This window comes from Streptomyces sp. NPDC005784 (genome assembly GCF_042871525.1).
In the GTDB taxonomy this organism is placed as follows: Bacteria; Actinomycetota; Actinomycetes; order Streptomycetales; family Streptomycetaceae; genus Streptomyces.
Genome location: NZ_JBIAIQ010000033.1, coordinates 50,107 through 73,832, shown reverse-complemented (window position 1 = coordinate 73,832; position 23,726 = coordinate 50,107). Strand labels below are relative to the sequence as shown.

The 23,726-nt window shown below is 69.1% G+C and carries 19 protein-coding genes and 2 pseudogenes; 5 read left to right on the top strand and 16 right to left on the bottom strand.

Annotated elements, in window-relative coordinates; genetic code table 11:
* Positions 1–167: 167 nt before the first annotated feature.
* The 3 genes and pseudogenes from ACFYR3_RS35235 to ACFYR3_RS35225 all read right to left on the bottom strand — a co-directional run bounded on the left by ACFYR3_RS35235 (position 168) and on the right by ACFYR3_RS35225 (position 1,450).
* The gene (locus tag ACFYR3_RS35235; protein WP_326784988.1) at positions 168–362 is read right to left on the bottom strand and encodes a DUF4236 domain-containing protein; all 195 of its coding nucleotides are present in this window, start codon (positions 360–362) and stop codon (positions 168–170) included.
* A 96-nt stretch (positions 363–458) separates the two neighbouring features.
* Positions 459–842: pseudogene (locus ACFYR3_RS35230) on the bottom strand (carotenoid oxygenase family protein); the annotation flags it as partial.
* Between the two features lie 53 nt (positions 843–895).
* Positions 896–1,450: a hypothetical protein gene (locus ACFYR3_RS35225; RefSeq protein WP_355851395.1), complete on the bottom strand. Its 555-nt coding sequence runs from the start codon at positions 1,448–1,450 to the stop codon at positions 896–898.
* A gap of 90 nt (positions 1,451–1,540) precedes the next feature.
* On the opposite strand from ACFYR3_RS35225, the gene ACFYR3_RS35220 reads away from it, so the two are divergent.
* Positions 1,541–2,053, top strand: coding sequence for a PadR family transcriptional regulator (locus tag ACFYR3_RS35220; protein WP_389285977.1), 513 nt, complete (start codon positions 1,541–1,543; stop codon positions 2,051–2,053).
* On the opposite strand, the gene ACFYR3_RS35215 is transcribed toward ACFYR3_RS35220, so the two are convergent.
* The 11 genes from ACFYR3_RS35215 to ACFYR3_RS35165 form a co-directional block, all read right to left on the bottom strand.
* On the bottom strand, positions 2,046–2,420 hold the full coding sequence (locus ACFYR3_RS35215) for a hypothetical protein (RefSeq protein ID WP_389285975.1): 375 nt from the start codon (positions 2,418–2,420) through the stop codon (positions 2,046–2,048). The genes ACFYR3_RS35220 and ACFYR3_RS35215 overlap by 8 nt on opposite strands.
* The gene (locus tag ACFYR3_RS35210; protein WP_389285973.1) at positions 2,417–3,658 is read right to left on the bottom strand and encodes a TniQ family protein; all 1,242 of its coding nucleotides are present in this window, start codon (positions 3,656–3,658) and stop codon (positions 2,417–2,419) included. Before ACFYR3_RS35210 ends, ACFYR3_RS35215 begins: the two co-directional genes overlap by 4 nt.
* A gap of 9 nt (positions 3,659–3,667) precedes the next feature.
* Positions 3,668–4,690, bottom strand: a complete 1,023-nt coding sequence (locus ACFYR3_RS35205; protein WP_389285971.1) for a TniB family NTP-binding protein — start codon at positions 4,688–4,690, stop codon at positions 3,668–3,670.
* Positions 4,687–6,432 carry a Mu transposase C-terminal domain-containing protein gene (locus ACFYR3_RS35200; RefSeq protein ID WP_389286022.1) on the bottom strand — a complete coding sequence of 582 codons (1,746 nt, stop codon included), beginning with the start codon at positions 6,430–6,432 and terminating at the stop codon, positions 4,687–4,689. The genes ACFYR3_RS35205 and ACFYR3_RS35200 overlap by 4 nt, the downstream gene beginning before the upstream one ends.
* Entirely contained in the window at positions 6,326–6,811 is a 486-nt protein-coding gene (locus ACFYR3_RS35195) for a TnsA-like heteromeric transposase endonuclease subunit (protein ID WP_389285969.1), read from the bottom strand. The genes ACFYR3_RS35200 and ACFYR3_RS35195 overlap by 107 nt, the downstream gene beginning before the upstream one ends.
* Before the next feature lie 5 nt (positions 6,812–6,816).
* Positions 6,817–7,182: a hypothetical protein gene (locus tag ACFYR3_RS35190; protein ID WP_389285967.1), complete on the bottom strand. Its 366-nt coding sequence runs from the start codon at positions 7,180–7,182 to the stop codon at positions 6,817–6,819.
* Between the two features lie 255 nt (positions 7,183–7,437).
* The gene (locus ACFYR3_RS35185; protein ID WP_389285965.1) at positions 7,438–8,247 is read right to left on the bottom strand and encodes a leucine-rich repeat domain-containing protein; all 810 of its coding nucleotides are present in this window, start codon (positions 8,245–8,247) and stop codon (positions 7,438–7,440) included.
* Between the two features lie 60 nt (positions 8,248–8,307).
* Positions 8,308–8,481: a hypothetical protein gene (locus ACFYR3_RS35180; RefSeq protein WP_389285964.1), complete on the bottom strand. Its 174-nt coding sequence runs from the start codon at positions 8,479–8,481 to the stop codon at positions 8,308–8,310.
* Positions 8,482–8,999: 518 nt separating this feature from the next.
* Positions 9,000–10,052: an ATP-binding protein gene (locus tag ACFYR3_RS35175; RefSeq protein ID WP_389285962.1), complete on the bottom strand. Its 1,053-nt coding sequence runs from the start codon at positions 10,050–10,052 to the stop codon at positions 9,000–9,002.
* Positions 10,049–11,578, bottom strand: coding sequence for a Mu transposase C-terminal domain-containing protein (locus ACFYR3_RS35170; protein WP_389286020.1), 1,530 nt, complete (start codon positions 11,576–11,578; stop codon positions 10,049–10,051). The genes ACFYR3_RS35175 and ACFYR3_RS35170 overlap by 4 nt, the downstream gene beginning before the upstream one ends.
* Before the next feature lie 356 nt (positions 11,579–11,934).
* Positions 11,935–12,687, bottom strand: coding sequence for a TnsA-like heteromeric transposase endonuclease subunit (locus ACFYR3_RS35165; protein ID WP_389285960.1), 753 nt, complete (start codon positions 12,685–12,687; stop codon positions 11,935–11,937).
* A gap of 304 nt (positions 12,688–12,991) precedes the next feature.
* Here ACFYR3_RS35165 and acnA point away from each other — a divergent pair, with 304 nt between their 5' ends.
* Positions 12,992–15,706 (top strand): aconitate hydratase AcnA, encoded by a 2,715-nt coding sequence (gene acnA, locus ACFYR3_RS35160; protein WP_389285958.1) that lies wholly within the window; start codon positions 12,992–12,994, stop codon positions 15,704–15,706.
* A 471-nt stretch (positions 15,707–16,177) separates the two neighbouring features.
* Positions 16,178–17,700 (top strand): annotated as a pseudogene (locus ACFYR3_RS35155) (sensor histidine kinase).
* A 114-nt stretch (positions 17,701–17,814) separates the two neighbouring features.
* Here the strand turns inward: ACFYR3_RS35155 and ACFYR3_RS35150 are convergent.
* Entirely contained in the window at positions 17,815–18,201 is a 387-nt protein-coding gene (locus ACFYR3_RS35150) for a hypothetical protein (RefSeq protein WP_389285956.1), read from the bottom strand.
* 341 nt (positions 18,202–18,542) lie between these two features.
* Here ACFYR3_RS35150 and ACFYR3_RS35145 point away from each other — a divergent pair, with 341 nt between their 5' ends.
* A complete protein-coding gene (locus ACFYR3_RS35145; protein ID WP_389285954.1) occupies positions 18,543–19,688 on the top strand; it encodes a lytic polysaccharide monooxygenase in 1,146 nt (381 codons plus the stop codon).
* A 239-nt stretch (positions 19,689–19,927) separates the two neighbouring features.
* On the opposite strand, the gene ACFYR3_RS35140 is transcribed toward ACFYR3_RS35145, so the two are convergent.
* Complete coding sequence (locus ACFYR3_RS35140) at positions 19,928–20,122, bottom strand: hypothetical protein (RefSeq protein ID WP_389285952.1); 195 nt, start codon at positions 20,120–20,122, stop codon at positions 19,928–19,930.
* 167 nt (positions 20,123–20,289) lie between these two features.
* On the opposite strand from ACFYR3_RS35140, the gene ACFYR3_RS35135 reads away from it, so the two are divergent.
* On the top strand, positions 20,290–23,568 hold the full coding sequence (locus ACFYR3_RS35135; RefSeq protein ID WP_389285950.1) for a GH92 family glycosyl hydrolase: 3,279 nt from the start codon (positions 20,290–20,292) through the stop codon (positions 23,566–23,568).
* The last annotated feature ends 158 nt before the right edge of the window (positions 23,569–23,726 follow it).

Genomic DNA, 23,726 nt, shown 5'->3' with positions numbered 1-23,726 from the left:
TTCACGAGGCGGTGTTCGAGGGGGAGTTCGGGTGCCCCGCACCGGCGCGGCGGCGACGCCCGCGGCGTGCCGGGCGCCGCCGCGAGCCCATGTCGCCGCCGATGAGTGCCGCGAAGGGGCGCTTCCGTGACGGTTCGTCGATACTGGTGCTCTATGTCGCTATTGGGTCACTTTGCCTTGCGCGTCGTCTTGCGCCACCCGAACGGCCCCGGCAGGTCCATCGACGTCGTCCGGCGTCCGGTGCTGCTGTGTGTGCGCCTCGGCCCGTTCTTTCCGCCCGAGGTGATGGACCATGACTTGCGGTTGATGTTGAGCCGCAGTCCCGGAAGGATGCGGAAGCTCTTGCGGAAGGTGAGCGGCATGGGTGCCCCCTGCGGGTCGGTCGCGCCGGGACGTTCCCGGCGGACACCGGGTACCCCGAAACGGCTCCGATGTGCCTGCTCCTCGGTTTCGGTGCGTCAACCTCCGCCTCGAGGGGACGAGTTGCCCCCTGGGGTGGTGTCGGATTCCGGCCCGGGGGCTGGGGCGGGCATCCGGAGGGCGGCGAGGGTCCGGCCCGCGTGCCGGATGACGTGGGTGTTGGCCGGGTCCGCGGCGAGGTCGCGGTGGCCCTGGCCGTCGTAGGTCCGGGCCCCGTCGGTGAAACTGCGGGTGCGCACCCGGCGGTTGAGGTACGAGACGGCCCGGCCACCCTCCAGCCGGACGCCGTGGATCATGCCGTCGCCGAAGAACCGGTGTCCGGAGGTGGCGTCGGCCGGGTTCGGACCGTTGCGGAGGTACCAGCCGGTCGGCGCGGCCGGGATCCGCCCGGTCACCGGCAGGTCGTACGCGGTGAGTTCTTCGCCGACCGGGGCTTAGTTGCCCGCCAGGTGGGGCCGGCCCTGTTGCGCGGAGGTCATCGGGCAGCGGCCTTGGCCTGGACGTGGGCGACGTAGCGGACGGTGAAGATCATCGGGAGGGCGAAGCCGGCGACCTGGACGAGCGTGGCGGGGGTCGAGTGGGCGTTTCCGGAGTGCGCCACGAAGGCGAGCACGACAGCGGTCAGAGCGAAGGCCGCGGTCCAGACGGCGGTGATGATGACGTTGGTCCGGATGAACGGCTTGAGCCCCCAGACCTCGCGCGGGGTGGTGCGCTTGGCGATGCCCAACGTGAACGGCTTGCCGATGGCCAGCGAGACCCCGGCGATGACCGCCAGTGTGCCCGCGGACAGTGCCGCCGAGTAGTCGTGCACGTCCGAGTCCGGGTTGGCGAAGGCGATGGCGGCCAGCACGGCGAAGAAGACCGCGGAGCCGACCTCGATGATCAGCGCGTCGAATCCGGCACCTGCCCGTACCTGCTGGACGATCACCGCCACCGCGACCACCAGGGCTGCCAGCGCCGCCCACTGCCAGTTCCCGGAGGGCAGCACGGCGAAGACGATCCACGGGAGGAAGGTGCGCAGGTAGGACATGAGGTCTCCGCTTCAGTGTTTCCGTTCCGACGTGTCGAAACTAGAAGGTCTACTACCGACATGTCAATAGTGGAATGTAGACTGTGGGGCATGAGCCTTCGACACGCGCTGCTCGGGCTCCTCTCCGAGCGCCCCGCCAGCGGCTATGACCTGCTGAAACTGTTCGAGACATCGCTGGCCACCGCCTGGCCGGCGACCCAGAGCCAGATCTACACCGAGCTGACCAAGCTGGCGGGCGCAGGGCTGATCACGGTGGCGGCCGAGGGGCCGCGAGGCCGCAAGGAGTACGCCCTCACCGACGAGGGGCTGGCCGAACTGCGGCACTGGCTGACCGAGACCAAACCGCAGCGGAACACCCGCAGCGACATTCTCCTGCGGGTGTTCTTTCTCGGGGTGTTGACGCCCGAGCAGGCCCGGGGCTACCTCGCCGAGCTCATCGAGCTGTCCGACCAGGGGTACCAGGGTCTGCGGCGGCTGGAGGAGTCCGTCGACTGGGATGACGGCAATCTTTCGGTCTACGGCCGGATCGCCCTGGAGTACGGCCTGCGGTTCAACGCCATGCGCCGCGAGTGGGCCGAGTGGGCGGCCGGTCGGATCACCTGACGACCGGCGGACCGGCGGGAGTGCTGCGGGGACCGGACTCCCGGTCTGCCAGGGCGTGGTGGGCCACCTCGCTCGTCTCCTCGGCGAGGCGGACGAGTGTCACGGGCGACACCTCGGCGTACGGCGTGACGGGCCCGGGGCCCCAGCCGGTGCGGCCGATCGGCACCCCGGCGTGCTCATCCCGCACGACCGGGTTCACTGTGCTGGAAGCCGAGAAGGCCGGGATCGCCGTCAAGTCGCGATGGGCCGCCGAGACCGGGAGCCGCCGGTCCTGCCCTCGCCGCTCCGTATCGGGCAGGCGTGTCGCCGTGACCGGCTGATGCCGGGCGATGCGGGCCTTCTTCGCACGGCCGGTGTCCTGTGTCACCGAGTCGTCCCTGACGCGGTCGCTCTGACCTGCGATAAGGAATCTTGAATGGCGAAGTGGCCTTGAACTGCGGGTGCCGCCGCTCGGAGATGCGGAGAGTTTTCGCCAGTGGATCTTGCTGGATCGGCAGGATGCTTGGCGAGTACTGCTGCAGCGAGTCCGATGGCGTCGGGGTAGATCGCGGCGTGTGTGTAGGTGTCGAAGTTGGTCGGGATGCCGCGTTGGTGATTGTGGGTCTGCAGTGCGAGGAGCCGGTATCTCCAGTGGTGCGGGACGGCGGCTGGGGAGGCTGGCCAGGGTGGGACGGCTTCGACCGCGGTTTGGTGGGCGAGGGTGAGTTGCTGGGGTGTGCAGTGGCGTAGGAGGCGGTTCGCCCGGTGTTGGGCGGTGGTGATCTCTGGGCATATGGAGAGGTCGAGGTGGGGTTCTCCGAGATCGCTGAGCCAGATTCCGTGCCGTGTGCAGACCTTGTGGTGGATCGGGAGGTGGACGGGGACGGGCTGGCGGATGCCGAGGCGGGCCGTGCACTGGTGGCAGGCGGTCGTGGCTCGGGCGGGGCTTTCGTCGGTGCCGAAGGCGGGTAGTGCGTGGGCCAGGCCGGCCGGTGTGGTGCTGGTGAGGTGAGCGAGTTCGTGCAGGGCCTGGGTGGCTGCGGGGGCGAACATGTGGTGCTGGGCTCGGTCGTCGATGTTGTTGGTCTTCGTGGAGAACCAGGTGGGTAGTGCTGCCAGTACCTCGGTGACGGTGAGGTGGTTGGCGTGGGCGATGCGGGCCAGGTAGGAGTTGAGGGTTTCTCCTGTGATCGGGGCGACTCGCTGCGGCAGCACCGGTGTGCGCTCCGGCCTGCGGGCGAGCGTGCGGGACGCCCCGGATGGGATCTGGGGACCTTCCTCCTTGGAGTTGGTGTCCTGGCGGTCGGCCAGGACCGGCAGGCGGTGCCGGCGGGTCAGCTCGCGGTAGAGGGTTGCTCGGCTTCCCTGAAATCCGAGGTCGGCTACTTCTTTGAACAGGGCACTGGTCCGCAGGTGCGGATCTTCGGCGAGTCGCTGACGGCAGTATCTGGCGAGGGGTTCGGTGAGCAGGCTTGACCGTGGAGTCCGAATTCCCGGCGTTCTGAGGCCGCTGATGTAGTCGCGGACGGTTTGGTGGCTGTGACCGATGTGGTCAGCGATGGCCTGCACCGGCCATCCGGCCGCGTGCAGGGTGAGGATTTTCTCGGCTCGTTCTCGGGGCAGCATGGGTATTGATCACGTGGCGGGCGGCCGTGGGGACTGGGAAGTGAAATCGGCGTCGACGGCGTCGAGGCCCTTCTTGGTGATCTTCTCGCTGCCGTCCAGGACCGCGTTGATGGCGGCGCCGCGGATCAGCCAGAGCAGGCTCCCGATCATCCCGTGGGTTCGCTGGTGCAGGTAGCGGTCGAGCTTGGTGAGGGAACCGGGCCGCTGGCAGTGGAGCCGCAGGCTGTCCTCCAGGGCGGCGATCAGCGCGGTCCACTGCTGGTCCTGGCCGAACGGTCCGGTGCGGACCATGCCGAACCGGCCGGCGATCTGTTCTCCGCGGGCGCCGGAGAGCAGTCCGGTGCGTTCCAGGCTGATTCCGGCGTAGACGAAAGTGGCCGGGATACGTTCGGAAAAGTACTTCAGAGTGTCGGAGGCTTCGGCACCGGCGCGTGTGGCGGTGTTGAGGTTGTGGAGTTCGTCGACTGCAACGAGGGTCACATGGGCGTCTGTACTGACGCCGCAGACCGCGTCGGCGATGTCGGTGATGTTGCTCCTGGCGGAGATCGGCAGGTCGAAGAACCGGGCGAACTCCATCGCGATCATCTTGGGGGTGGCTGCGGGTGGGACGGTGGTGTAGATGACCGGGATGTCGCTGGAGGAGTTCGGGTGACGCCGTCGGTGGATCACCTCGACGGTCTTGCCGAGCTGGGTGAGCGCGGTGGTCTTGCCGGTTCTGGCGGGGCCGGACACCATCAGGCCGCATCGTCCGTAGTGGGCGTTCTTGTTCATCTGGATCAGGCGGCGGCCCGAGGTGATGACCTGGCGGATCGCGGGAGTCTGGACCACCAGCAACCGTGAGTGGTGGTCGATGCGGTCATCGTCGTAGCAGGCTCGTTTGTCGTCCGCGAGACCTGACCAGATCGCCTCGGGCAGCAGCTCCGGCACTGCGGGTATCTCGGTGACGAACCCGCGCCAGCCCGGCAGGGTCGTCAGCTGCAGATGCCCGTACCCGTCTGCGGGATCCCCGCCCTGCCCCGTCTCCTGGTTCACCACCGCTTGTCCGCTTCGGTAAACGGGTCGAAGATCGGCATCGGTATCACCTTGGCGATGTTCTCCTCGGGAGCGTCGTCGGCCGGGTCCGCTTGGCCGTCGGCAACGCGGTCGGCAGGGGGCACCTTGGGCGCGATCGGGGTGGAGGGCGGACTGGACTTGGTGCGGGCGGCGACGCGCCGGTCCCGGCGGCTGAGTCCGGCTCTTTTGCCCGCGTCACCACGGTCAGCGGGTCCCTGATGGGCTCGTCGCAGCAGATCTGCGACGGCGTCGGCGAGTTGCTCCTCACTCGCTCCGGGCAGGGTGCGGCGGGTGTGGTCCCAGGCCAGTTCGCCGAACGGGGCGGCGACGCGGTGCAGTTGTTTCCAGAACAGGGTGATCCAGCCGCTCTTCCGGTGGTCACGGACCCAGACGCGGGACACGTCGTAGGGGTCGTAGTGGATCTCCCACAGATCCTTGCGGTCCTTGACACCTGACCGCTGCTGCCGCAGCGGGTTGAGGGCCTGGTCGTCGTAGGTCCGGTGTTTGATCTTCACGCCGTAGGCGTTGATCGCCCGCCAGGTCGCGGGCAGCAGCTCGATGTAGTCGTCGGCCGACAACGCGACCGGGACATAGCCGGCTGTCTCGACGAGGGCGGCGTACTTCTCGTTCGGGCTGAACATCCGCCCCGGGTGAAGGGGGTCGCGCAGTCCGTCGTGGGGCCGGCTCTGCCAGACCACGATCCACTCGTCCAGGAGTTCCTGCAGTTCCAGCAAGGACCAGAGCGGCTGCTGTTCGACGTGCCGGCCGCGGCGTTCGGCGTTGAAGCCGGTGTAACCGGCCAGGAACTGGGCGAACAAAGTTCCGACCGAACCCAGCATCCGCTCGATGTGGCCCTTCTCCCAGCCCGATGCGTCGTGCACCGGCTGGAAGTTGATGCCCAGGAAGTTGCAGGAGGCCCGGAAGTTGCGGGAGATGAACACCTTCCCCTGGTCGACCACGATGGTCTCGGGGACGATGACCGGCCGGGCGGCGGCGTGCTCCAGACGCGCGTCGATGTCTAGCAGCCGCCTGAACGGCAACGCCGAGCGAGACATCGCCAGAGCCTGGGCCCAGCCGGGCCGCATCGGCTCGGGGGTGACGGTGCGGGCCAGCAACACGCTGGCGTCCACGGACTTGGTCGTCGGCCGCAGCACCGCCGCGGTCAGGCTCCTGGTGGCCACATCGATCATGCCGGTCAGATCCACTCGGGCGGGGACCCCGTCGTCCAGGCGGACCAGTACGTCCAGCGGGGTGGAGTCCATTTGCATCAGCTCGCCCGGCGCCGCCGCACTTCTTTCGCCGAAAGGCCCGTCGGGGCGGTCCGCCAGCGACCGGCGGGTGCGGGCCGATCCGGTGGTGTGCTTGCCCGCCGACAGTTTCTCCAGCAGCCGGTAGAGACTGCGCTGGGACGGCAGCTCCACCGCACCCCGGCCGTGCTCCGCCTCCAGGATCTGACCGGTCCGCCAGAACAGGTAAGTCGCCGTCCGGGTGGAGCCCTGGGCAGCCTCGGCGACCGCCTTCTGCATCGCCTCCACCACCAGCGTGTCCACCCGGCCGTGCGCGCTGACGGGCTTGGCGGACCGGTGGTCAACCATGCCGACCACTCCGCGGGCCTCATAGCGGCGGCGTCGCTTGGTGATCGCACTTGGCGTCACCGGCCGCCCCGCAGCGGTCAGTTCCGCTGCCTTGGCCTGCTCGCGGCGGGTCAGCGGCACGGACATCGACCACGCGAGCACGGCCGTCGGCAAGCCGAACGAAGTAGTCCGGGGCATGGCGCCGCTTCTCCTTCCCGTCATGCCAGTGCAGCCAGAACGGCTGCGAAGCGATCCCCACAACATCAGGATCGAAGTCCAGCAGGATCAGCCGGTCCTGCTCCAGCCACGACTCGAACCCCACATGGCGTCCCGTTGATGCCGCCCACCACCAGCCTGGGAAATGCCCGAGTCCGCGCGACCAGCGAAACGACCGGACCGGAATTGCCTCCTCCCACGCCAGCCCGTGGCACTGAGGCAACGGGACAACCCGCTCGTCGTAGCCCCCAGTACCGCCGAAGCGGAGCGTGAACCCACCTCCGGCCGCTTCACGCTCCGATGCAGCCACGACGCTCACCCGATCAGCTCGCCCAGCAGTTCGTCATCCACCCGCAGCGGCGCGAGCAGGTCGCGGACGTATGCCTCCCGCTTGATGACGGACGCGACTGTCCACCATTCGCCCAGTCCGGCCAGGTGGCTGCGGATCCTCTCCACCCTCTCCGGGTGCCCGGCCGCGTCACGCCAAGCGGCCCAGTTCTTGGCCGGCTCCGCCGCTTCCAATGCGTCCACCAGCTTGTGCTGGACCGAAGCGATGAACGGGCTCCCGAAGTACACATCCTCCGGACCATCAAACTTTCGGTCGAACAGCATCTTGTGCACGGCCCGGACCTCGTCGATCGAGTCCAGATGTACCAGCGGTATGACACCGTCTCCGGCCACGAGCCCACATCCCCGGTCTGAGCAACCACGTACCGAGGAAACCGTAGTGGCAACAGAGTGGGTTTGAGCAAGATTCACTGACAAAGAGGAAGATCGACTGTCACAGGACAGCCGGACAAATGACTCCGGGCGGACATGAGGGCTGTCCTTTGACAGTGAAGTTAGTCGTCTGGGTCGCGCTGACCTGCCGCGACTAAGTTGGTTGGCAAACGATCACGTGAGATGGGTCGCGGTGTCGGCGGTCACGTCGGCTGGTCAGTCCCAGTCGGACGCCGGCTGATCGACTCGTCCGCCTGTGTGTGGTGTGGGGATGTAGCCCTTCGCACCGGCGGGCAGTTCGGCGACACACGCCGACGAGCAGGCGCTGACCAGCAAAGGAAGCACGTCGGTGGCCACTCGTAGCGAGATCCACACCTGATGGAGTCCGCCTTGTGCGATCGGATGGTCGCAGACACTGCAGCGATGGATAGCGGTGTCGCCCCATCGCCGGGGATCCAGGTTCTCCAGATCGAGGTCCGTGACGGAGTCGTGGGCAGGCTGAAGTCTCGGGAAGGGCGGCCGCAGCTTCTCGTTGCCGAACAACGCGCGCGTGCTCACTGTGCTGCGGGTCAGCTTCCGGCATCGGGTGATCTCGTAGGGGAACCAGTGCAGCCGGTATGAGGTGTAGGGGGTGAACTCCTCCAGGCTGGTCATGGATCCGATCTCGGGCGGGATGCGAACCAAGTTGCTGCCGTAGAGCACCAGGTGTTTGACAGCCGTCAGCTTGGCGATGCTCGGGGGCAGGGTGATGACCTGCCGCCGCTCTTCCGGGCTCAGCTCGGTGAGGGGACGGAACTCTTCGCGCCCGTCGGCGATGGCCTCATCGACCAGCTCTAGCAGCTGCTGCCAGCCCGGGGCGGAGGTGTCCTGCCGTTCGGTGTGGAACCCGACGCGGGCTCGCGGTTGCGGCCTGGACTGGTCGAAGCACGAGCACGCGTCCTGGCGGGGCCCCCGCCGCTCCGGGGCTGGATCTGATGTGTCGCCCCAGCGGTTCACGTAGAGCCTCGGTTTTTCCTCGTCCGTCATGGCTCCCAAGATACGGAGGTTGCTGGGGGCCGCTTCAGTGACTATGCGGGCGAGAGAGACTCAGGGGCGAACGCTTGCGCGGAGAAGCTGGCGCTGCTGATGGGGAATTGCGTGACGTTCCACATGCGGACGGGACCGGAAGTAGACGTTGATGGAGGAGTAGGACACGGAGACGTCGTGGTCGTCCATCAGCCGGTTCCAGATCTCTCGGAGATCGAGGCGCTGGGCGAGCATGGCGTCAATCAGGGTTCGTGTTGAGTCGTTGATCGCGGGGGCGGGCCGTCTGACTGGCTGCCCCGTCTTGGGACCTTTCCTGGACCTGTAGGGGCTCGGAGCTGGCATTTCCAGGATGGTGCGGATGGTCTGGGAGGGCAGTTGGTGGCGTCTGGACAGGTCGCGGATGGTCGCGGTCCCGGACTGGGCAGTCTCGTGGATGCGGAGGGCCAGGTCCGGGCGGTCGGCCAAGGGGACGTTGCTGGGGTAGCGGACGTTCGGCTTAGTGCGTCGGCGTGGCGATGCGACGTCGGCCAGGGCTCGTTCGAGTGAGCGTCTGGGGCGGCCGGAGACTGCTGCGAGGCGGGAGAGACTGGGTTTGCCGAACCAGAACGGTGGGCCGCAGAGGAAACGGTGCAGGTAGCTGGGCTTGAGGTGGTTGGCTCGAGCCAGGCGCCGGATGAAGGAGTCGGTTGTCTCTCCGAGCCGCGGCGGAACCTGGATGGGAAGCAGGGCAGGTCGGTCAGTTGGCACGCGGGTCACTTTCGGGCCGTCTTCTTGGACGGGGACGTCGTCGCGGTCTCCGCGGCGTGGTCCAGGGGGATCGCGTCGATCGCTTCTTTGGTCACACGCTCGGTGCCATTGAGGATTGCGTCGATCGCGGCGCCGCGGATCGCGTGAGACAACGCTCCGATCATGCCGTCGGCCCGGTTGTGGAGGTGGCGGTCCAGCTTGACCAGGCTCCCCGGCGGGTGGTCGTGCAGGAGCAAGGTCCCCTCCAAGGTTGCGACCAGCCTCTTCCATTCGTCTCCGTAAGAAAACGGGCGGGTGGGAACGAGGGTGAACCGGCCCGCGATCTGGGCGCCCCGCGTGCCGGCCAGGAGTTCGCTTGTCTCCAGGCCGATGCCGGCGTAGACGAACGTTGCGGGGATGCGCTCCGAGAAGTACTTCAGGGTGTCGGAGACCTCGCCGCCGGCCCGCGTGATCTGCGAGACATTGTGGATTTCGTCGACGAGCACGAGGCCGGTGCGAGTGTCGGTGCAGACGCCGACCACTGCCTCGATGATGTCCGTCATGTTCGAGCGGCCTCGGACGGGAAGGCCGAGGAAGCGGGCGAACTCAGCGGCGACCATGCGGGCGGTGGCCGCGGGCGGGACGGTGATGTAGAGAACCGGGATGCGGTCGGCGATGTTCGGGTGCCGGGCCCGGTCGAGGAGTTCGTGGGACCGTCCGAGCTGGGTGATGGCGCTGGTCTTGCCCGTGCCGGGAAGCCCGGAGACCATCAGGCCGCGGCGGGCACTGATCGCATGCCGGTTGAGCAGGACCAACCTGCGGCCACAGATCACCGTCTTCTCGACGAACGAGGTGGCGACCGTGAGCATGCGGGCGTGATGGCCGAGTCGATCGTCGTCGTAAAGGTCCCGGGCGGTGGGAGAGAGCTGTTCCAGGTCCCCGGGAGACAAGAGGACCGGGGGCTCGGGGGAGCTGTCGATGAACCTCCGCCACCCGTCCAATGTGGTGAGCTGCCGGTTGGCATCGGCGTCGACCTCCAGCAACGCGGTGTGTCGGGCCGCTAGTTCAGGGGTGGTCACGAACGCCTCCAGGGATTGGCGAGCGGGTCGAACAAGCCCAGCGGGACGACCTTGGCCAGGCCAAATTCCGCATCGTCCTCTGGCGGCACCTCGGTGACTGGCGGGTCAGGATTCGACCGGTCGGTCGTGGTGGCCCGGGTGCGGGCAGCGACGCGGCGGTCTCGCCGGGAAGCCCTGGCCGGACGGCCGTTCTCCTCTGCGGGGCCGTCGTGGGCTCGCTGCAGAAGGGCAGCGGCGGCATCGGCGATCTGTTCCTCACTCCCACCGGCCACTTGTTCACGGGCGTGGTCCCAGGCCATCTCGCCGAACGGGACGCCGACGCGGTGCAGGTGCTTCCAGAACACCGTGATCCACCGGTTGGACTCGTCGCGGCGGTTCCGTACCCAGATGCGGGAGACGTCGTAGGGGTCGTAGTGGATCTCCCATAACCCCTTCTTCGCCGCCACCCCGGAGTGCTGACGGCGCAAGGGAGTTAACTCGCAGGCGTCATAGGTGCGGTGGTTGATCCGGATGCCGTAGGCGTTGATCGCCTGCCATCGTTCGGGCAGCAACTCGATGTAGTCCTCGCCGCTGAGCGGGGCCGGAACGTAGCCGCACGACTCCAGCAGCGTCGCGTACTTCTCGTTTGGCGAGAACGCCCGCTTCGGGGAGTCCGGGTCCCGCAGTGCATCGTGCGGGCGGTTCTGCCAGACGGCGACGGTCCACTCCTCCAACAAACTCTGCAGCTCGGGTAGGGACCACAGCGGCCCGTTCTCCAACCCCCGGCCCCGACGGTCCACCGACCGGCCGGTGTAGCCCGCGACGAACTGCGCGAACAGTGTCGCCACCGACCCCAGCGTCTTCTCGATCGCGCCCTTCTCGAAGGGCGAAGCCTTGTGAGTCGGCTGAAGACTGATGCCCAGGTAGCGGCAAGAGGCACGGAAGTTGTTCGAGATGAAGACCTTCCCGTGGTCGCAGACGATCGTGTCTGGCACGATCACCGGCTTCGCAGCTGCGCGCTTCAGCCGATCGTCCAAAGCCAGCAGCCGCCGGTGCGGCATCGCCGACCTCGACATCCGAAGGGCCTGCGACCAGCCAGGACGCATCGCCTCTGGAGTGATGCTCCGGGCCAGGAGAGCAGAAGCGTCGGCCGCCTTCGTCGTCGGTCGCAGCACCACAGCGGCCAGTGACCTGGTCGCCAGGTCGATCATGGCCGTTAACTCGACCTTCTCGGCAATCCCGTGGTCCAGCCGCACCAGGACATCCAGCGGAGTGGAGTCGATCTGCATCCACTCGCCTGGCGCGCAGGCCGGCACCTCGCCGAACGGACCGGCCGGACGCGCGTTCACCGAACGGCGCGTGGTCGCCGAGCCCGTCGTGTGAGTGCCGGCCGCCAGCTTGTCGAACAGCCGGTAGAGCGTGCGTTCGGACGGCACCTCGACACCTTCCGCGTCGTCGCGTGCGGTCAGGATCTGTGTCGCCCGCCAGACCACGAAGCCGATCGTCTTCGACGACGCCTCGGCGGTCTCCTCGATCGCCTCTCGCATCGCCTCGACCACCGCCGGGTCGACCCGGCCGAACGACGGCATCTGCTTGGCCGACCGGCCATCGGCCAGGCCGACCAGTCCGTCGCGCTGGTAGCGCTGGCGCCGCTGCTTGACGCCGCTGGCCGTCATCGCGTGCCCGGCCGCCGTCAGCTCGGCGGCCTTGGCCCGCTCCCGCTGAGCCAGCGAGTTCCGTTGCGGATCGAACTCCGGCCGTCGCACCGTCCCCGCAGGAGCATCCGCCGGCAAGCCGTCCAGAACCTCCAGAATGTGCATCTCCCACCAGCGGGCCTGTTCAGCAGCAGTCTCCGGGAATTCCGCGATCCTGCCCGTCGGAGGAACCCGCCGCCCTTTCCCCGTCACCGTCCACCTCCGTCCGCCAAGCGCACGATGGTGGACGGCCCCAGCAACTCGACCGCCAGTCCCTCGGCGGCCACTTCCTGGAGCCAGAGGAGATGGAACAGGGCGGGGAGCGTCTCAAGCCGGTCGCCGGCCGCATCCGCCCCGGACATCAACGGGACCGGGGCCGCGAGAACCTCCCGGAGCCGGTCCACGACCGGTTCGCGCCAGCATCGCGGGTTCCGGTAGCGCGACAGCCACCGGACATTCGCCACCAGCACCGCCTCCGGCACCCCGACCCGCTCGAAGCCCCAACCGGCCAGGCCGCAGGCCATGCGCGTCACCTCGAACGCCTCCGCGTCCTTCGGCTCGATCCGCTCATCGGCGCGGACATCGACGACCATCGCCGAACCGTCCGCGCGGCGTACGAAGTAGTCCGGCGCGTGACGACGCTCACGCTCGCCGTCGTGCCAGTGCAGCCAGAACGGCTGCGAGGCGATCCCCACCACCTCGGGATCGAAGTCCATCAGCACAAGCCGGTCCCGCTCCAGCCACGACTCGAAACCGACGTGCCGCCCGGTCGTCGCCGCCCAGTACCAGCCCGAGAAGTGACGCTCGCCACGCGACCAGCGAAACGGTCGTACTGCGGGCACGTTCTCGAATCGCGCCGTCGCGCAGTCCAGCAGCGGACGCCGCCGACGCTCGCGTACGGCATCCACGTACGACAAATCGACGTACGGCTCCGCAAGATCCACCCCGACCGGTACGGCCACCCAGCACCCCCAGTGCGTCCCCTCGTACGACTAGGTTCACTGGCAAAGAAGGCGAAACGACTGGGTTCGTTGTCAAACGACTCGATTGGATGACAGCGGACAAGGGCGCCCGGACATGACCTGTCCGCCCCCATGCATTAGAGTTATCTCGACATCGAGATATCTGCCGAGGCGTACCGCAGCCGCACTGCGTCGTCCATCCAGCGGTAAGGGTTACCTAACTTAGCCTTACCTTAGCGGATCGGCCATGACGTCGTGGCGGCAGGATGCGGTGGGAACGCGCACATCAATGAAGGAGACTGTCGTGTCGGCGAACAGCTTCGACGCCCGCAGCACGCTGCAGGTGGGCGACGAGTCGTACGAGATCTTCCGGCTGGACAAGGTGGAAGGCTCGGCTCGCCTTCCGTACAGCCTGAAGGTGCTGCTGGAGAACCTGCTCCGCACCGAGGACGGCGCGAACATCACCGCCGACCACATCCGGTCCATCGGCAACTGGGACTCCCAGGCGCAGCCGAGCCAGGAGATCCAGTTCACGCCCGCCCGCGTGATCATGCAGGACTTCACCGGCGTGCCCTGCGTCGTCGACCTCGCCACCATGCGTGAGGCCGTCAAGGAGCTCGGCGGCGACCCGGCCAAGGTCAACCCGCTCTCCCCGGCCGAGCTGGTCATCGACCACTCCGTCATCGCCGACAAGTTCGGCACGAAGGAAGCCTTCGGCCAGAACGTCGAGCTGGAGTACGGCCGCAACAAGGAGCGCTACCAGTTCCTGCGCTGGGGCCAGACCGCGTTCGACGACTTCAAGGTCGTCCCGCCGGGCACCGGCATCGTCCACCAGGTGAACATCGAGCACCTGGCCCGTACGGTCATGGTCCGTAACGGCCAGGCGTACCCCGACACCCTCGTCGGCACCGACTCGCACACCACGATGGTCAACGGCCTGGGCGTGCTCGGCTGGGGCGTCGGCGGCATCGAGGCCGAGGCCGCGATGCTCGGCCAGCCGGTCTCCATGCTGATCCCGCGTGTCGTCGGCTTCAAGCTGACCGGTGAGCTCACCCCGGGCACGACCGCCACCGACCTCGTGCTGACCATCACCGAGATGCTGCGCAAGCACGGTGTCGTCGGCAAGTTCGTCGAGTTCTACGGCGAGGGTGTGGCCGCCACGTCGCTGGCCAACCGCGCCACCATCGGCAACATGTCGCCGGAGTTCGGCTCCACCGCCGCGATCTTCCCGATCGACGGCGAGACCATCAAGTACCTCAAGCTCACCGGCCGCTCCGAGCAGCAGCTCGCGCTCGTCGAGGCGTACGCCAAGAAGCAGGGCCTCTGGCTCGACCCGGCCGCCGAGCCCGACTTCTCCGAGAAGCTGGAGCTCGACCTCTCCACGGTCGTCCCCTCGATCGCCGGCCCGAAGCGCCCGCAGGACCGCATCGTCCTCGCGAACGCCGCCGAGCAGTTCAAGAGCGACGTGCGCAACTACGTCGCCGACGACGACGAGGCGGGCAAGGAGTCCTTCCCGGCCTCCGACTCCCCGGCCGCCGCCAACGGCGTCCCGTCCAACCCGGTCACGGTCACGGCCCCCGACGGCTCGACCTACGAGATCGACCACGGTGCGGTGACGGTCGCGGCCATCACCTCCTGCACCAACACCTCGAACCCGTACGTCATGGTCGCCGCCGCGCTCGTCGCGAAGAAGGCCGTGGAGAAGGGCCTGACCCGCAAGCCGTGGGTCAAGACCACCCTCGCCCCGGGCTCCAAGGTCGTCACCGACTACTTCGACAAGGCGGGGCTCACCCCCTACCTCGACAAGGTCGGCTTCAACCTCGTCGGTTACGGCTGCACCACCTGCATCGGCAACTCCGGCCCGCTGCCGGACGAGGTCTCCAAGGCCGTCAACGACCACGACCTCGCGGTCACCTCGGTCCTCTCGGGCAACCGGAACTTCGAGGGCCGTATCAACCCCGACGTCAAGATGAACTACCTGGCCTCCCCGCCGCTGGTGGTCGCCTACGCCATCGCGGGCTCCATGAAGGTGGACATCACCCGCGACGCGCTCGGCACCGACACCGAGGGCAAGCCGGTCTTCCTGGCCGACCTCTGGCCCTCCGAGGCCGAGGTCAACGACGTCGTGGCGAACGCCATCGGCGAGGACATGTTCAACAAGTCCTACCAGGACGTCTTCGCGGGCGACGCCCAGTGGCAGGCGCTGCCGATCCCCGAGGGCAACACCTTCGAGTGGGACCCGCAGTCCACGTACGTGCGCAAGCCCCCTTACTTCGAGGGCATGACGATGGAGACCACCCCGGTCTCGGACATCGCCGGTGCGCGCGTCCTCGCCAAGCTCGGCGACTCGGTCACCACCGACCACATCTCCCCGGCCGGTGCGATCAAGGCCGACACCCCCGGAGGCAAGTACCTCACGGAGCACGGTGTCGAGCGTCGTGACTTCAACAGCTACGGCTCGCGCCGCGGCAACCACGAGGTCATGATCCGCGGTACGTTCGCCAACATCCGCCTGCGCAACCAGATCGCGCCGGGCACCGAGGGCGGCTACACCCGCGACTTCACGAAGGACGGCGCCCCCGTCTCCTTCATCTACGACGCCTCGCGCAACTACATCGAGCAGGGCATCCCGCTGGTCATCCTGGCCGGCAAGGAGTACGGCTCCGGCTCGTCCCGCGACTGGGCCGCCAAGGGCACCGCGCTCCTCGGCGTCAAGGCCGTCATCGCCGAGTCGTACGAGCGCATCCACCGCTCGAACCTCATCGGCATGGGTGTCCTGCCGCTCCAGTTCCCGGAGGGCGCCACGGCCGAGTCCCTCGGACTGACCGGCGAGGAGACCTTCTCCTTCACCGGCGTCGAGGAGCTCAACAACGGCACCACCCCGCGCACGGTGAAGGTCACCACCGACACCGGCGCCGAGTTCGACGCGGTCGTCCGCATCGACACCCCCGGCGAGGCGGACTACTACCGCAACGGCGGCATCATGCAGTACGTGCTGCGCAACCTGATCCGCAACTAAGCGGTCCGGTAAGGCAGTTGCAAGGCCGCCCTGCGGCAGTCGCAGGCCGGCTCCAAGGCAGTTGAGGGCCGCATCCCCGGTGACGGGGATGCGGCCCTTCGCCGTTGCCTTCGCCGTCGCCCCGAAGTCGGTTTCAGGACATCGGCGTTGCTCAGGTGGAACACAGGGTTCCCCCAGCGGGCCGGGACAGGATTGCCCCATGTCTGGTGCTTCCGGGGTCCTTGTCGGCCGTGTCCGTGTCCGTGTGTCGATCGTCCACGACGAGCCGGTGCTCAACGGACCGCTGTCCGCCGCCGTGACGGCGGCGGGCGGGAGATGAGTCCCCTCCCCGTCACGCGCCGACTGCGGGAGCTGCTGCGCGGGCGGTTCCCACACACGCGGTCCTTGCGTACGCGACCCCCGCACACGCGATCCCTGTGCACGCGCCTCTTTGTCCTCATCGGGCTGGCACTCGTCGCCGTGTGCGCGACCATGGCGTTCACCACGGTCCTCGCGCAACGCGCCTACCTGCTCGGCGACTTGGACCGACGGGTCGGAGACGCGGCCGAGCGCAGCCGGGACGGCGTCCTTGGCGGTCCGGGCGTGGGTCCGGGCGTGGGTCCCGGCGTCGGGACGGACCTCGGGACGGACCTCGGGTTCCCCGACGCACGGGGGCAGCCCGTCGGCACGATCTCCGCCCGGCTCGACGACGGCGGGGCCGTCGTCGAGGCCAAGGTGGTGAGCCGTTCCGGCGCGCCGCGCGATCTCGGCGTCGCTCAGCGCTCCGCCCTCGCCGGCATCGAGCCGGACGGCTCCCTGCACACCCGGACGGTCCCCGGGCTCGGCACCTACCGTGTCACCGCGCTCGGCGGCGGACGGCCCGTGCTCACCGCCCTCCCGATGGACGACGTACAGGACATGATCAGTCGTCTGGCCGTGGTCGAGGGCGTGGTGGCGGCCGCCGGTCTCACCGTCGTGGGCAGCGTCTGCGCGGTCGTCGTCCGGCGTCAATTCCGCCCGCTCGGACGGGTCGCCGCCACGGCCGTCGAGATCTCCCGGTCGCCGCTGGGACACGCCGAGATGACCGGCCTGACCCGGGTACTCGAACGGGACGCCGGCGCCGGCAGCGAGGCAGGCCAGGTCGGCGCCGCGCTCAACCGCCTGATCGACCACGCCGAGACCTCCGTCGCACAACGCCTGCGAGGCGAGGAGGAGTTGCGGGAGGAGAAGCGCCGCGGCGAGGAACGCATGCGCCGCTTCCTCGCCGACGCGAGCCATGAACTCCGTACGCCGCTCGCGTCCATCGCCGGATACGCGGAGCTGATGGACCGGGGCGCCCAGTGGCTCGAACCGGCGCTGGCCTGGCGGCGGGTGTCCGCCGAGTCGGCGCGGATGACGGGTCTCGTCGAGGACCTGCTGCTGCTCGCCCGGCTCGACGAGGGGCGGCCGTTGGGGTCGTCGGAAGTGGACCTGGCGGCGCTGGTCACCGAGGCGGTGTGGGAGGCGCGGGCCACGGGGGAGGACCACACCTGGCAGCTGGACCCGCTCCCGGACTCCCCGGCCCTGGTGGCCGGCGACGAGGCCCGGCTCCACCAGGTGGTGGCGAACCTGCTGGCCAACGCCCGCGCGCACACCCCGGCGGGCACGACGGTCGTCGCCACAGTGGAGGCCACCGGCATGTACCGCACGATCCGGGTCCGCGACGACGGCCCCGGAATCCCGCCCACCCTGCTGCCCAGCGTCTTCGAACGCTTCACCCGCGCCGACGCCTCCCGCTCCCGCGTCTCTCCCGGACACGGCGGCTCGGGCCTCGGCCTGGCCGTCGCCGCGGCGATCACGACGGCCCACCACGGCCGTATCCACGCCGAGAGCGCCCGGGCCGTACGGAGTTCACCGTCGAACTCCCGGCCGCCGCAGCCCGTGCCCCCGTCGCGGGCCCGAGGGGTCCGGACCCGGAGGAGTGCGTACCCGTGCCCCGGACCGCTGGGGAAGCCGTCGTCTTCCACCGGAGGTGAGCGCGAACGGCTGACGGGCCCGTCAGCCGTTCCGCACGGACCCAGGGAGACACCCCCTGACGCCCCGGTCCGCAGGGGCCGTCGCGCGGCAGGTCCGGACCGACGGCCCCGTCCTCAGAACCAGCCCACCGCCTGCCCGAGCAGGAAAGGAGCCGGGACGAGAGCGGCCATGCCGAGCCAGGGACCCACCGGGCGGCCCTCCTGGAAGGGCATCAGGACGTCCACCACCAGCACCATGCCGAGGACGAAGCCGCCGCCCAGCACGGCGCCGGCGATCAGGCCGAGGGCGTTGTCGGGTGTCTCCCGGTGGCAGCCGAAGGGGCCACCGCAGTCGACGGACGGGAATCGGGTCAGCAGCCACCGCACGCACAGGCCGGGAACGATCCCCACCCCTCCGATCAGCAGGTTCGCGAACGCGGCCGCCGACAGGGCGCGGCCACCGCCGCGGCCGGCGCACACGGTGCCGCTCCGGCGACCCCAGCCACGGTACGAATCCCGCACCGGTCCACCTCCTCCCGAACTCCCGTTGATACGACCCGTTTTCACAGGTAGAGGGCGCGGGCCCCCGCGAGGTTCCGGGAACGCGGACTCGCGCCACGGCCGCACCCGCCACGTGAGGGGATGCAGGCCCACGTGCTGCCCACGTGCGGCCCACGTGCGGCCCACGTGCTGCCCACGGGCGGGCCGCGTGCGTGCGCCGTGCGCGAGGCGTTTACAGGGGTTCCTGTGCGCGCTACGTTCCGCATGAGGTGGGAGCGCTCCCATATGGGCGGACCGGAACCTGCTCCCGGGGCCGCTCCCATCTCGCCCGACCCGCACGGTCCCGCGAAGGAGTGGTTGTCATGCACTTAACAAGACCGCACTTAACGAAACCGCATTTAGCGAGGCCGCATTCGGCGAGCCCGCAGTCGGCAGGACTTCGACGGCCGCTCTCCCGATCGCGGCTCGCCGGCCGCCACCCGTCCCCCTTCCTCGTCCTGCTCGCCCTGCTGGCCGTGCTCCCGGCCCTCGCCCTGATCGTCGTGACGGGCGGCCGGGCGGAGGCGCACGGCACCCCCATGAAGCCCGGCAGCCGCACGTTCCTTTGCTGGCAGGACGGGCTCACCGACACCGGCGAGATCAAACCGGTGAACCCGGCCTGCAAGGCGGCGCAACAGGTCGGCGGGACCACGCCGTTCTACAACTGGTTCTCGGTGCTGCGCTCGGACGGCACGGGGCGCACCCGCGGCTTCGTCCCGGACGGTCAGTTGTGCAGTGGCGGCAACCCCAACTTCTCGGGCTTCGATCTGCCGCGCTCGGACTGGCCGTTGACCCATCTCACCGCGGGCGCGACCGTCGACTTCGCGTACAACGCCTGGGCGGCGCACCCCGGTTGGTTCTACGTCTACATCACCAAGGACGGCTTCGACCCGAACGAGGCGCTCACCTGGGACGCCATGGAGGACCAGCCGTTCCTCACCGTCGACCACCCGCCGCTCAACGGCACCCCGGGCACGGTCGAGGCCAACTACTCCTGGAGCGGCAAGCTGCCGGCGGGCAAGTCCGGCCGGCACATCATCTACATGGTGTGGCAGCGCTCGGACAGCGCGGAGACCTTCTACTCCTGCTCCGACGTCGTCTTCGACGGCGGCAACGGCGAGGTCACGGGCATCCACGATCCCGGCAACCCGACCGAGCCCCCGCCCGGCGTGTGCTCGGCGCCCCGGCGCACCACCAACAGCTGGCCCGGCGGCTATCAGGCCGAGGTGACGGTCACCAACACCGGCGATGTCCCGATGCTCGGCTGGATGGTCGACTGGTCGCTGCCGGGCGGTCAGTCGGTCGCCAGCCTGTGGAACGGCAACGCGACCTACAGCGGTCAGGACGTGATGGTGCACAACGCCGACTGGAACGGCTCACTGAATCCCGGCGGCAGCTCCACGTTCGGCTACGTCGTTTCGGGCTCGGGTGACGATCCGTCAACGACCCTGCCCTGCCGGGTCGGTTGAACAAGCAACGCTCGGGGCGGACCGGGTGGGTGGGTTCGGACCCGCCCGGTCCGCGAGCCCGGACGGGTCGGGGGAGGCCCTGCCCGGGATGGTGCGGCTTGTGGCGACCGGCGTGCACGACAACGTTGTCGAACGGTCTGCGCAAGACTCTATCGCCTCAACGGACAACGATGTCAAGCAAGTTGACAACCGGCTCGGGCGCCGCGGGCCGCGTCGACGGGGTGCGTCATCACGGTGTGTCACCGGGATGACGCGGCGGGCGAGTCCTTGGTGGCGCAGGCGGGATGTGCGGCGGGCGGGTCCTTGGTGGTGCGGGCGGTGTGTGCGGTGAGCGTGTCCCTGGCGGCGCAGGCGGTGTGTGCGGTGAGCGTGTCCCTGGTGGCTCCGTAGGTGCCCGTGTACCCGTGCGCCCGGCGCGACGCCCGCGGCCCCATCGGGGTGCGTGCTGGGGTCCCGACGCCCGCGGTGCCATTGGAGTGCGTGCCGGGCGCGTCCCCGGTGGCGCAGGCGGTCTTCCGTGGTACCCGTGGCGCACGTTACTGTCCCTGCGGCTTGTGCGACCTGTGGTGCGCGACCCGTCCGAAGGAGGAGGGGCCGCGTCATGCGTTTCCGTCCGTCATCCATCCTGCTGGCCGTCGCCCTGACGGTCGCCGGCGCCACTCCGGCGCTCGCCGCACCCCCGTCGGGTCCACCGGAGCTCGTCCAGGACCCCACCGCGTACGTGGACCCGCTCATCGGCACCAAGAACGGCGGCAATGTCTTCCCAGGTGCCGTCACGCCCTTCGGCATGCTCTCCTGGAGCCCGGAGAACACCCGCGGGGACGCCACCCGCACGGCCGCGCCCGGCGGTTACCAGTACGACTCCACGCGCATCCGCGGCTTCAGCCTCACCCACATGTCCGGAACGGGATGCGCGGGCGGCAGCGGCGACATCCCGTTCTTCCCGTATGCCGGTGAGGTCACCTCCTCCCCGGCGAGCGACGCCAAGGACGCCGTCTACGCTTCCGGGTTCGCGCACTCCGACGAGCGGGCCGAGCCCGGCCACTACAAAGTGGGACTCGCCTCCGGAGTGACCGCCGACCTCACGGCGACCGCGCGCACCGGCTCGGGCCGCTTCACCTTCCCCGCCGACAAGCCCGCCTCGCTGCTGATCCGCACCGCCAACTCCGAGGTCGGGTCGACCGACTCGACCGTGCGGATCGACCCGGCGACCCGTACCGTCTCCGGTTCGGTGACTTCCGGGAACTTCTGCGGCTACCTCGACCCAGAGGGCCAACGCTCCTACTACACGCTGTACTTCACCGCGCGCTTCGACCGCGACTTCAAGACCACCGGCACCTGGCAGGACGACCGGCTGAGCCCGGGAGCCACCGAGGCGACCGGCGGCACCGGAGGGTTCGGACAGGGCGGCCGTCCCGTCGCGGGCAAGGGGGCGGGCGGCTATGTGGAGTTCGAGCCCGGCACCGACCCGGTGAACGTCAAGGTCGGTATCTCGTACGTCAGTCAGGAAGGCGCCGCAGCCAACCTCGCGGACGAGAACCCGCCGTCCCGCTCCTTCGCCTCCGTCCAGCGCGCCGCCCACCGTGCCTGGCGCGATCGGCTCGGCGCGATCGGCGTCGGCGGCGGCACCGACAGCGACCGCACCACCTTCTACACCGCGCTCTACCACGCCCTCCTGCACCCGAACGTCATCAGTGACGCCGACCGCAGATACCGGGGCCCCGACGACAAGGTGCACACCGTGAGCCGGGGCCACGAAGCGCAGTACGGCACCTTCTCCGGCTGGGACGTCTACCGCTCCCAGGTCCAGCTGCTGACCCTGCTGAACCCGGACACCGGCTCCGACATCGCACAGTCACTGCTCGAACTCGCCCGGCAGAACGGGGGAGTCTGGGACCGCTGGCTGCACGGCGCGAGCGGCACGCACGTCATGAACGGCGATCCGTCAGCCCCCGCCCTCGCGGGCATCCGCGCCTTCGGCGGCACCGACTTCGACCTGCGCGGCGCGCTCGGCTCCCTGGTGAGGGCGGCGACCGTACCGACCGAAGGGGACCTCTCCGCGGCGGGCAAACCGGTGCTCTCGGCCGGCCAGCGCCCCTCGCTCGACAAGTACCTCGAACACCACTACATGCCGTCCGTGTCCAACGCATGGGGCGGTGCCGCCGAGACCCTGGAGATGTCCGGAGCGGACTTCGCGATCTCCCAACTGGCCAAGGCAGCCGGGGAGAAGAAGACCGCCGCCGACTTCGCCGAGCGGTCCCAGTACTGGCAGAACAACTTCAACATCGCGGCCGACCCCGGCGGCGGCTACATCGCCAACCGCAAGGCCGACGGAAGTTGGGTCACCGGCTTCACCCCTTCGACCGGCAACGGCTTCGTGGAGGGCACGGCGGCCCAGTACACCTGGATGGTGCAGCACGACCCGGCGGGCCTCTTCGCCGCCATGGGCGGGCGTGCCAAGGCTCTCGACCGCCTCGACACGTTCTTCCACGACGCGGACGGCGGCTGGGCGTTCACCGGCAGCGGCGGCGACAAGTCCGAACTGGACAACGAGCCTTCGGTCAACGTGCCGTACCTGTACGACTACGCGGGCGCGCCCTACAAGGCTCAGGAGACCGTCCGCGCGGCGATGACCCGGCTGTGGTCGACGCAGCCCGGCGGCATCCCCGGCAACGACGACCTCGGTGAGATGTCGTCCTGGTACGTCTTCTCCGCGCTCGGTATGTACCCCCAGGTGCCCTCGCGCGCCGAACTCACCCTGTCCTCACCGCTGTTCCCGAGGATCGAGATCGAGCGCCCCGGCGGCGCCGACATCGAGATCCGGGCCCGGGGCGCGGCGGCGGACGCCCCGTACGTCCAGTCGCTGCGGGTCGACGGCCGTAGCAGCGAACGGCCTTGGCTCCCGGCCTCGTTCGTCCGTGACGGCGGCACGCTCGACTACACGCTGTCCGCCACGGCCGACAAGAGCTGGGGCGGCACCGAGACGGCCGCGCCGCCTTCCTTCCGCACGGGCGAGCAGCCGTACCAGATCGGGGTGGGCCCGACCGCGGCGACGCTCGCGCCCGGCGGCAGCACCGCGCTCGACATCCGTGCCCTCGCCCTCGGCGGTGGCGCCGGGCCCGAGGTCCGCTTCCACGTGGACGTGCCCGCCGGCGTGACGGCGACGCCCGCCGAGGGCACCGTGACCGACGGCGCCCAGCGGATCGCCCTCACCGCCGCCGACGACGCCGAGCAGGGGTTCTACGACGTCAAGGTGTCGGTGACCTCCGCCGACACGTCGTACGCGCAGCCGGTGGCCCTGACGGTCGCGGCCCCGGGATCCCTTCTCGCGGCCTACAACAACACCGGTGTCTCCGACGACACCGGCGACCACGCCGAGGCCGACTACGACGGCGGCGGCTGGAGCTACTCCCGTCAGGCCCTCGCCGACGCGGGCCTCACCCCGGGCAGCACGGGCACGGTGGACGGTCTCGCCTACACCTGGCCGAAATCGCCGTCCGGCCGCCCCGACAACGCCTCGGCGACCTCGCAGAGCATCGAACTGACCGACCCGGCAAGCCGGTTGTCCTTCATCGGCAGCGCCGTGAACGGCAACCAGGAGACCAGGGCGACCGTCACCTACACCGACGGCAGCACCGACTCCGTCGACCTGTCCTTCACGGACTGGACCGTCGGCGGCGGGGGCGGCACCGTCCAGTACGGCAACGAGACCATCGCCAGGACCGCCTACCGCAACGTCGCCGGCGCCGACAAGGACCCGGTGGCCACCTACATCTTCGCCACCAAGCCCTTCACGGCACCGGCGGGCAAGACCGTCAAGAGCGTCACCCTTCCGGATGACGCGGATCTGCACGTCTTCACCCTCGCGGTGAGCCCTTGAACCGTTCCTCAAGACTGAGCAGGAGTGAGCCCTTTCAGCCGCACGCTCCGAACGGTCTTGAACGTACTGGTCCCCGGCGTACTCAACCTCGGGGCGGCGACACACATCCTGTGCGTGGTCCAATCCCGAGAGGCCAGTTCCCTGCACGATCTGGCCAA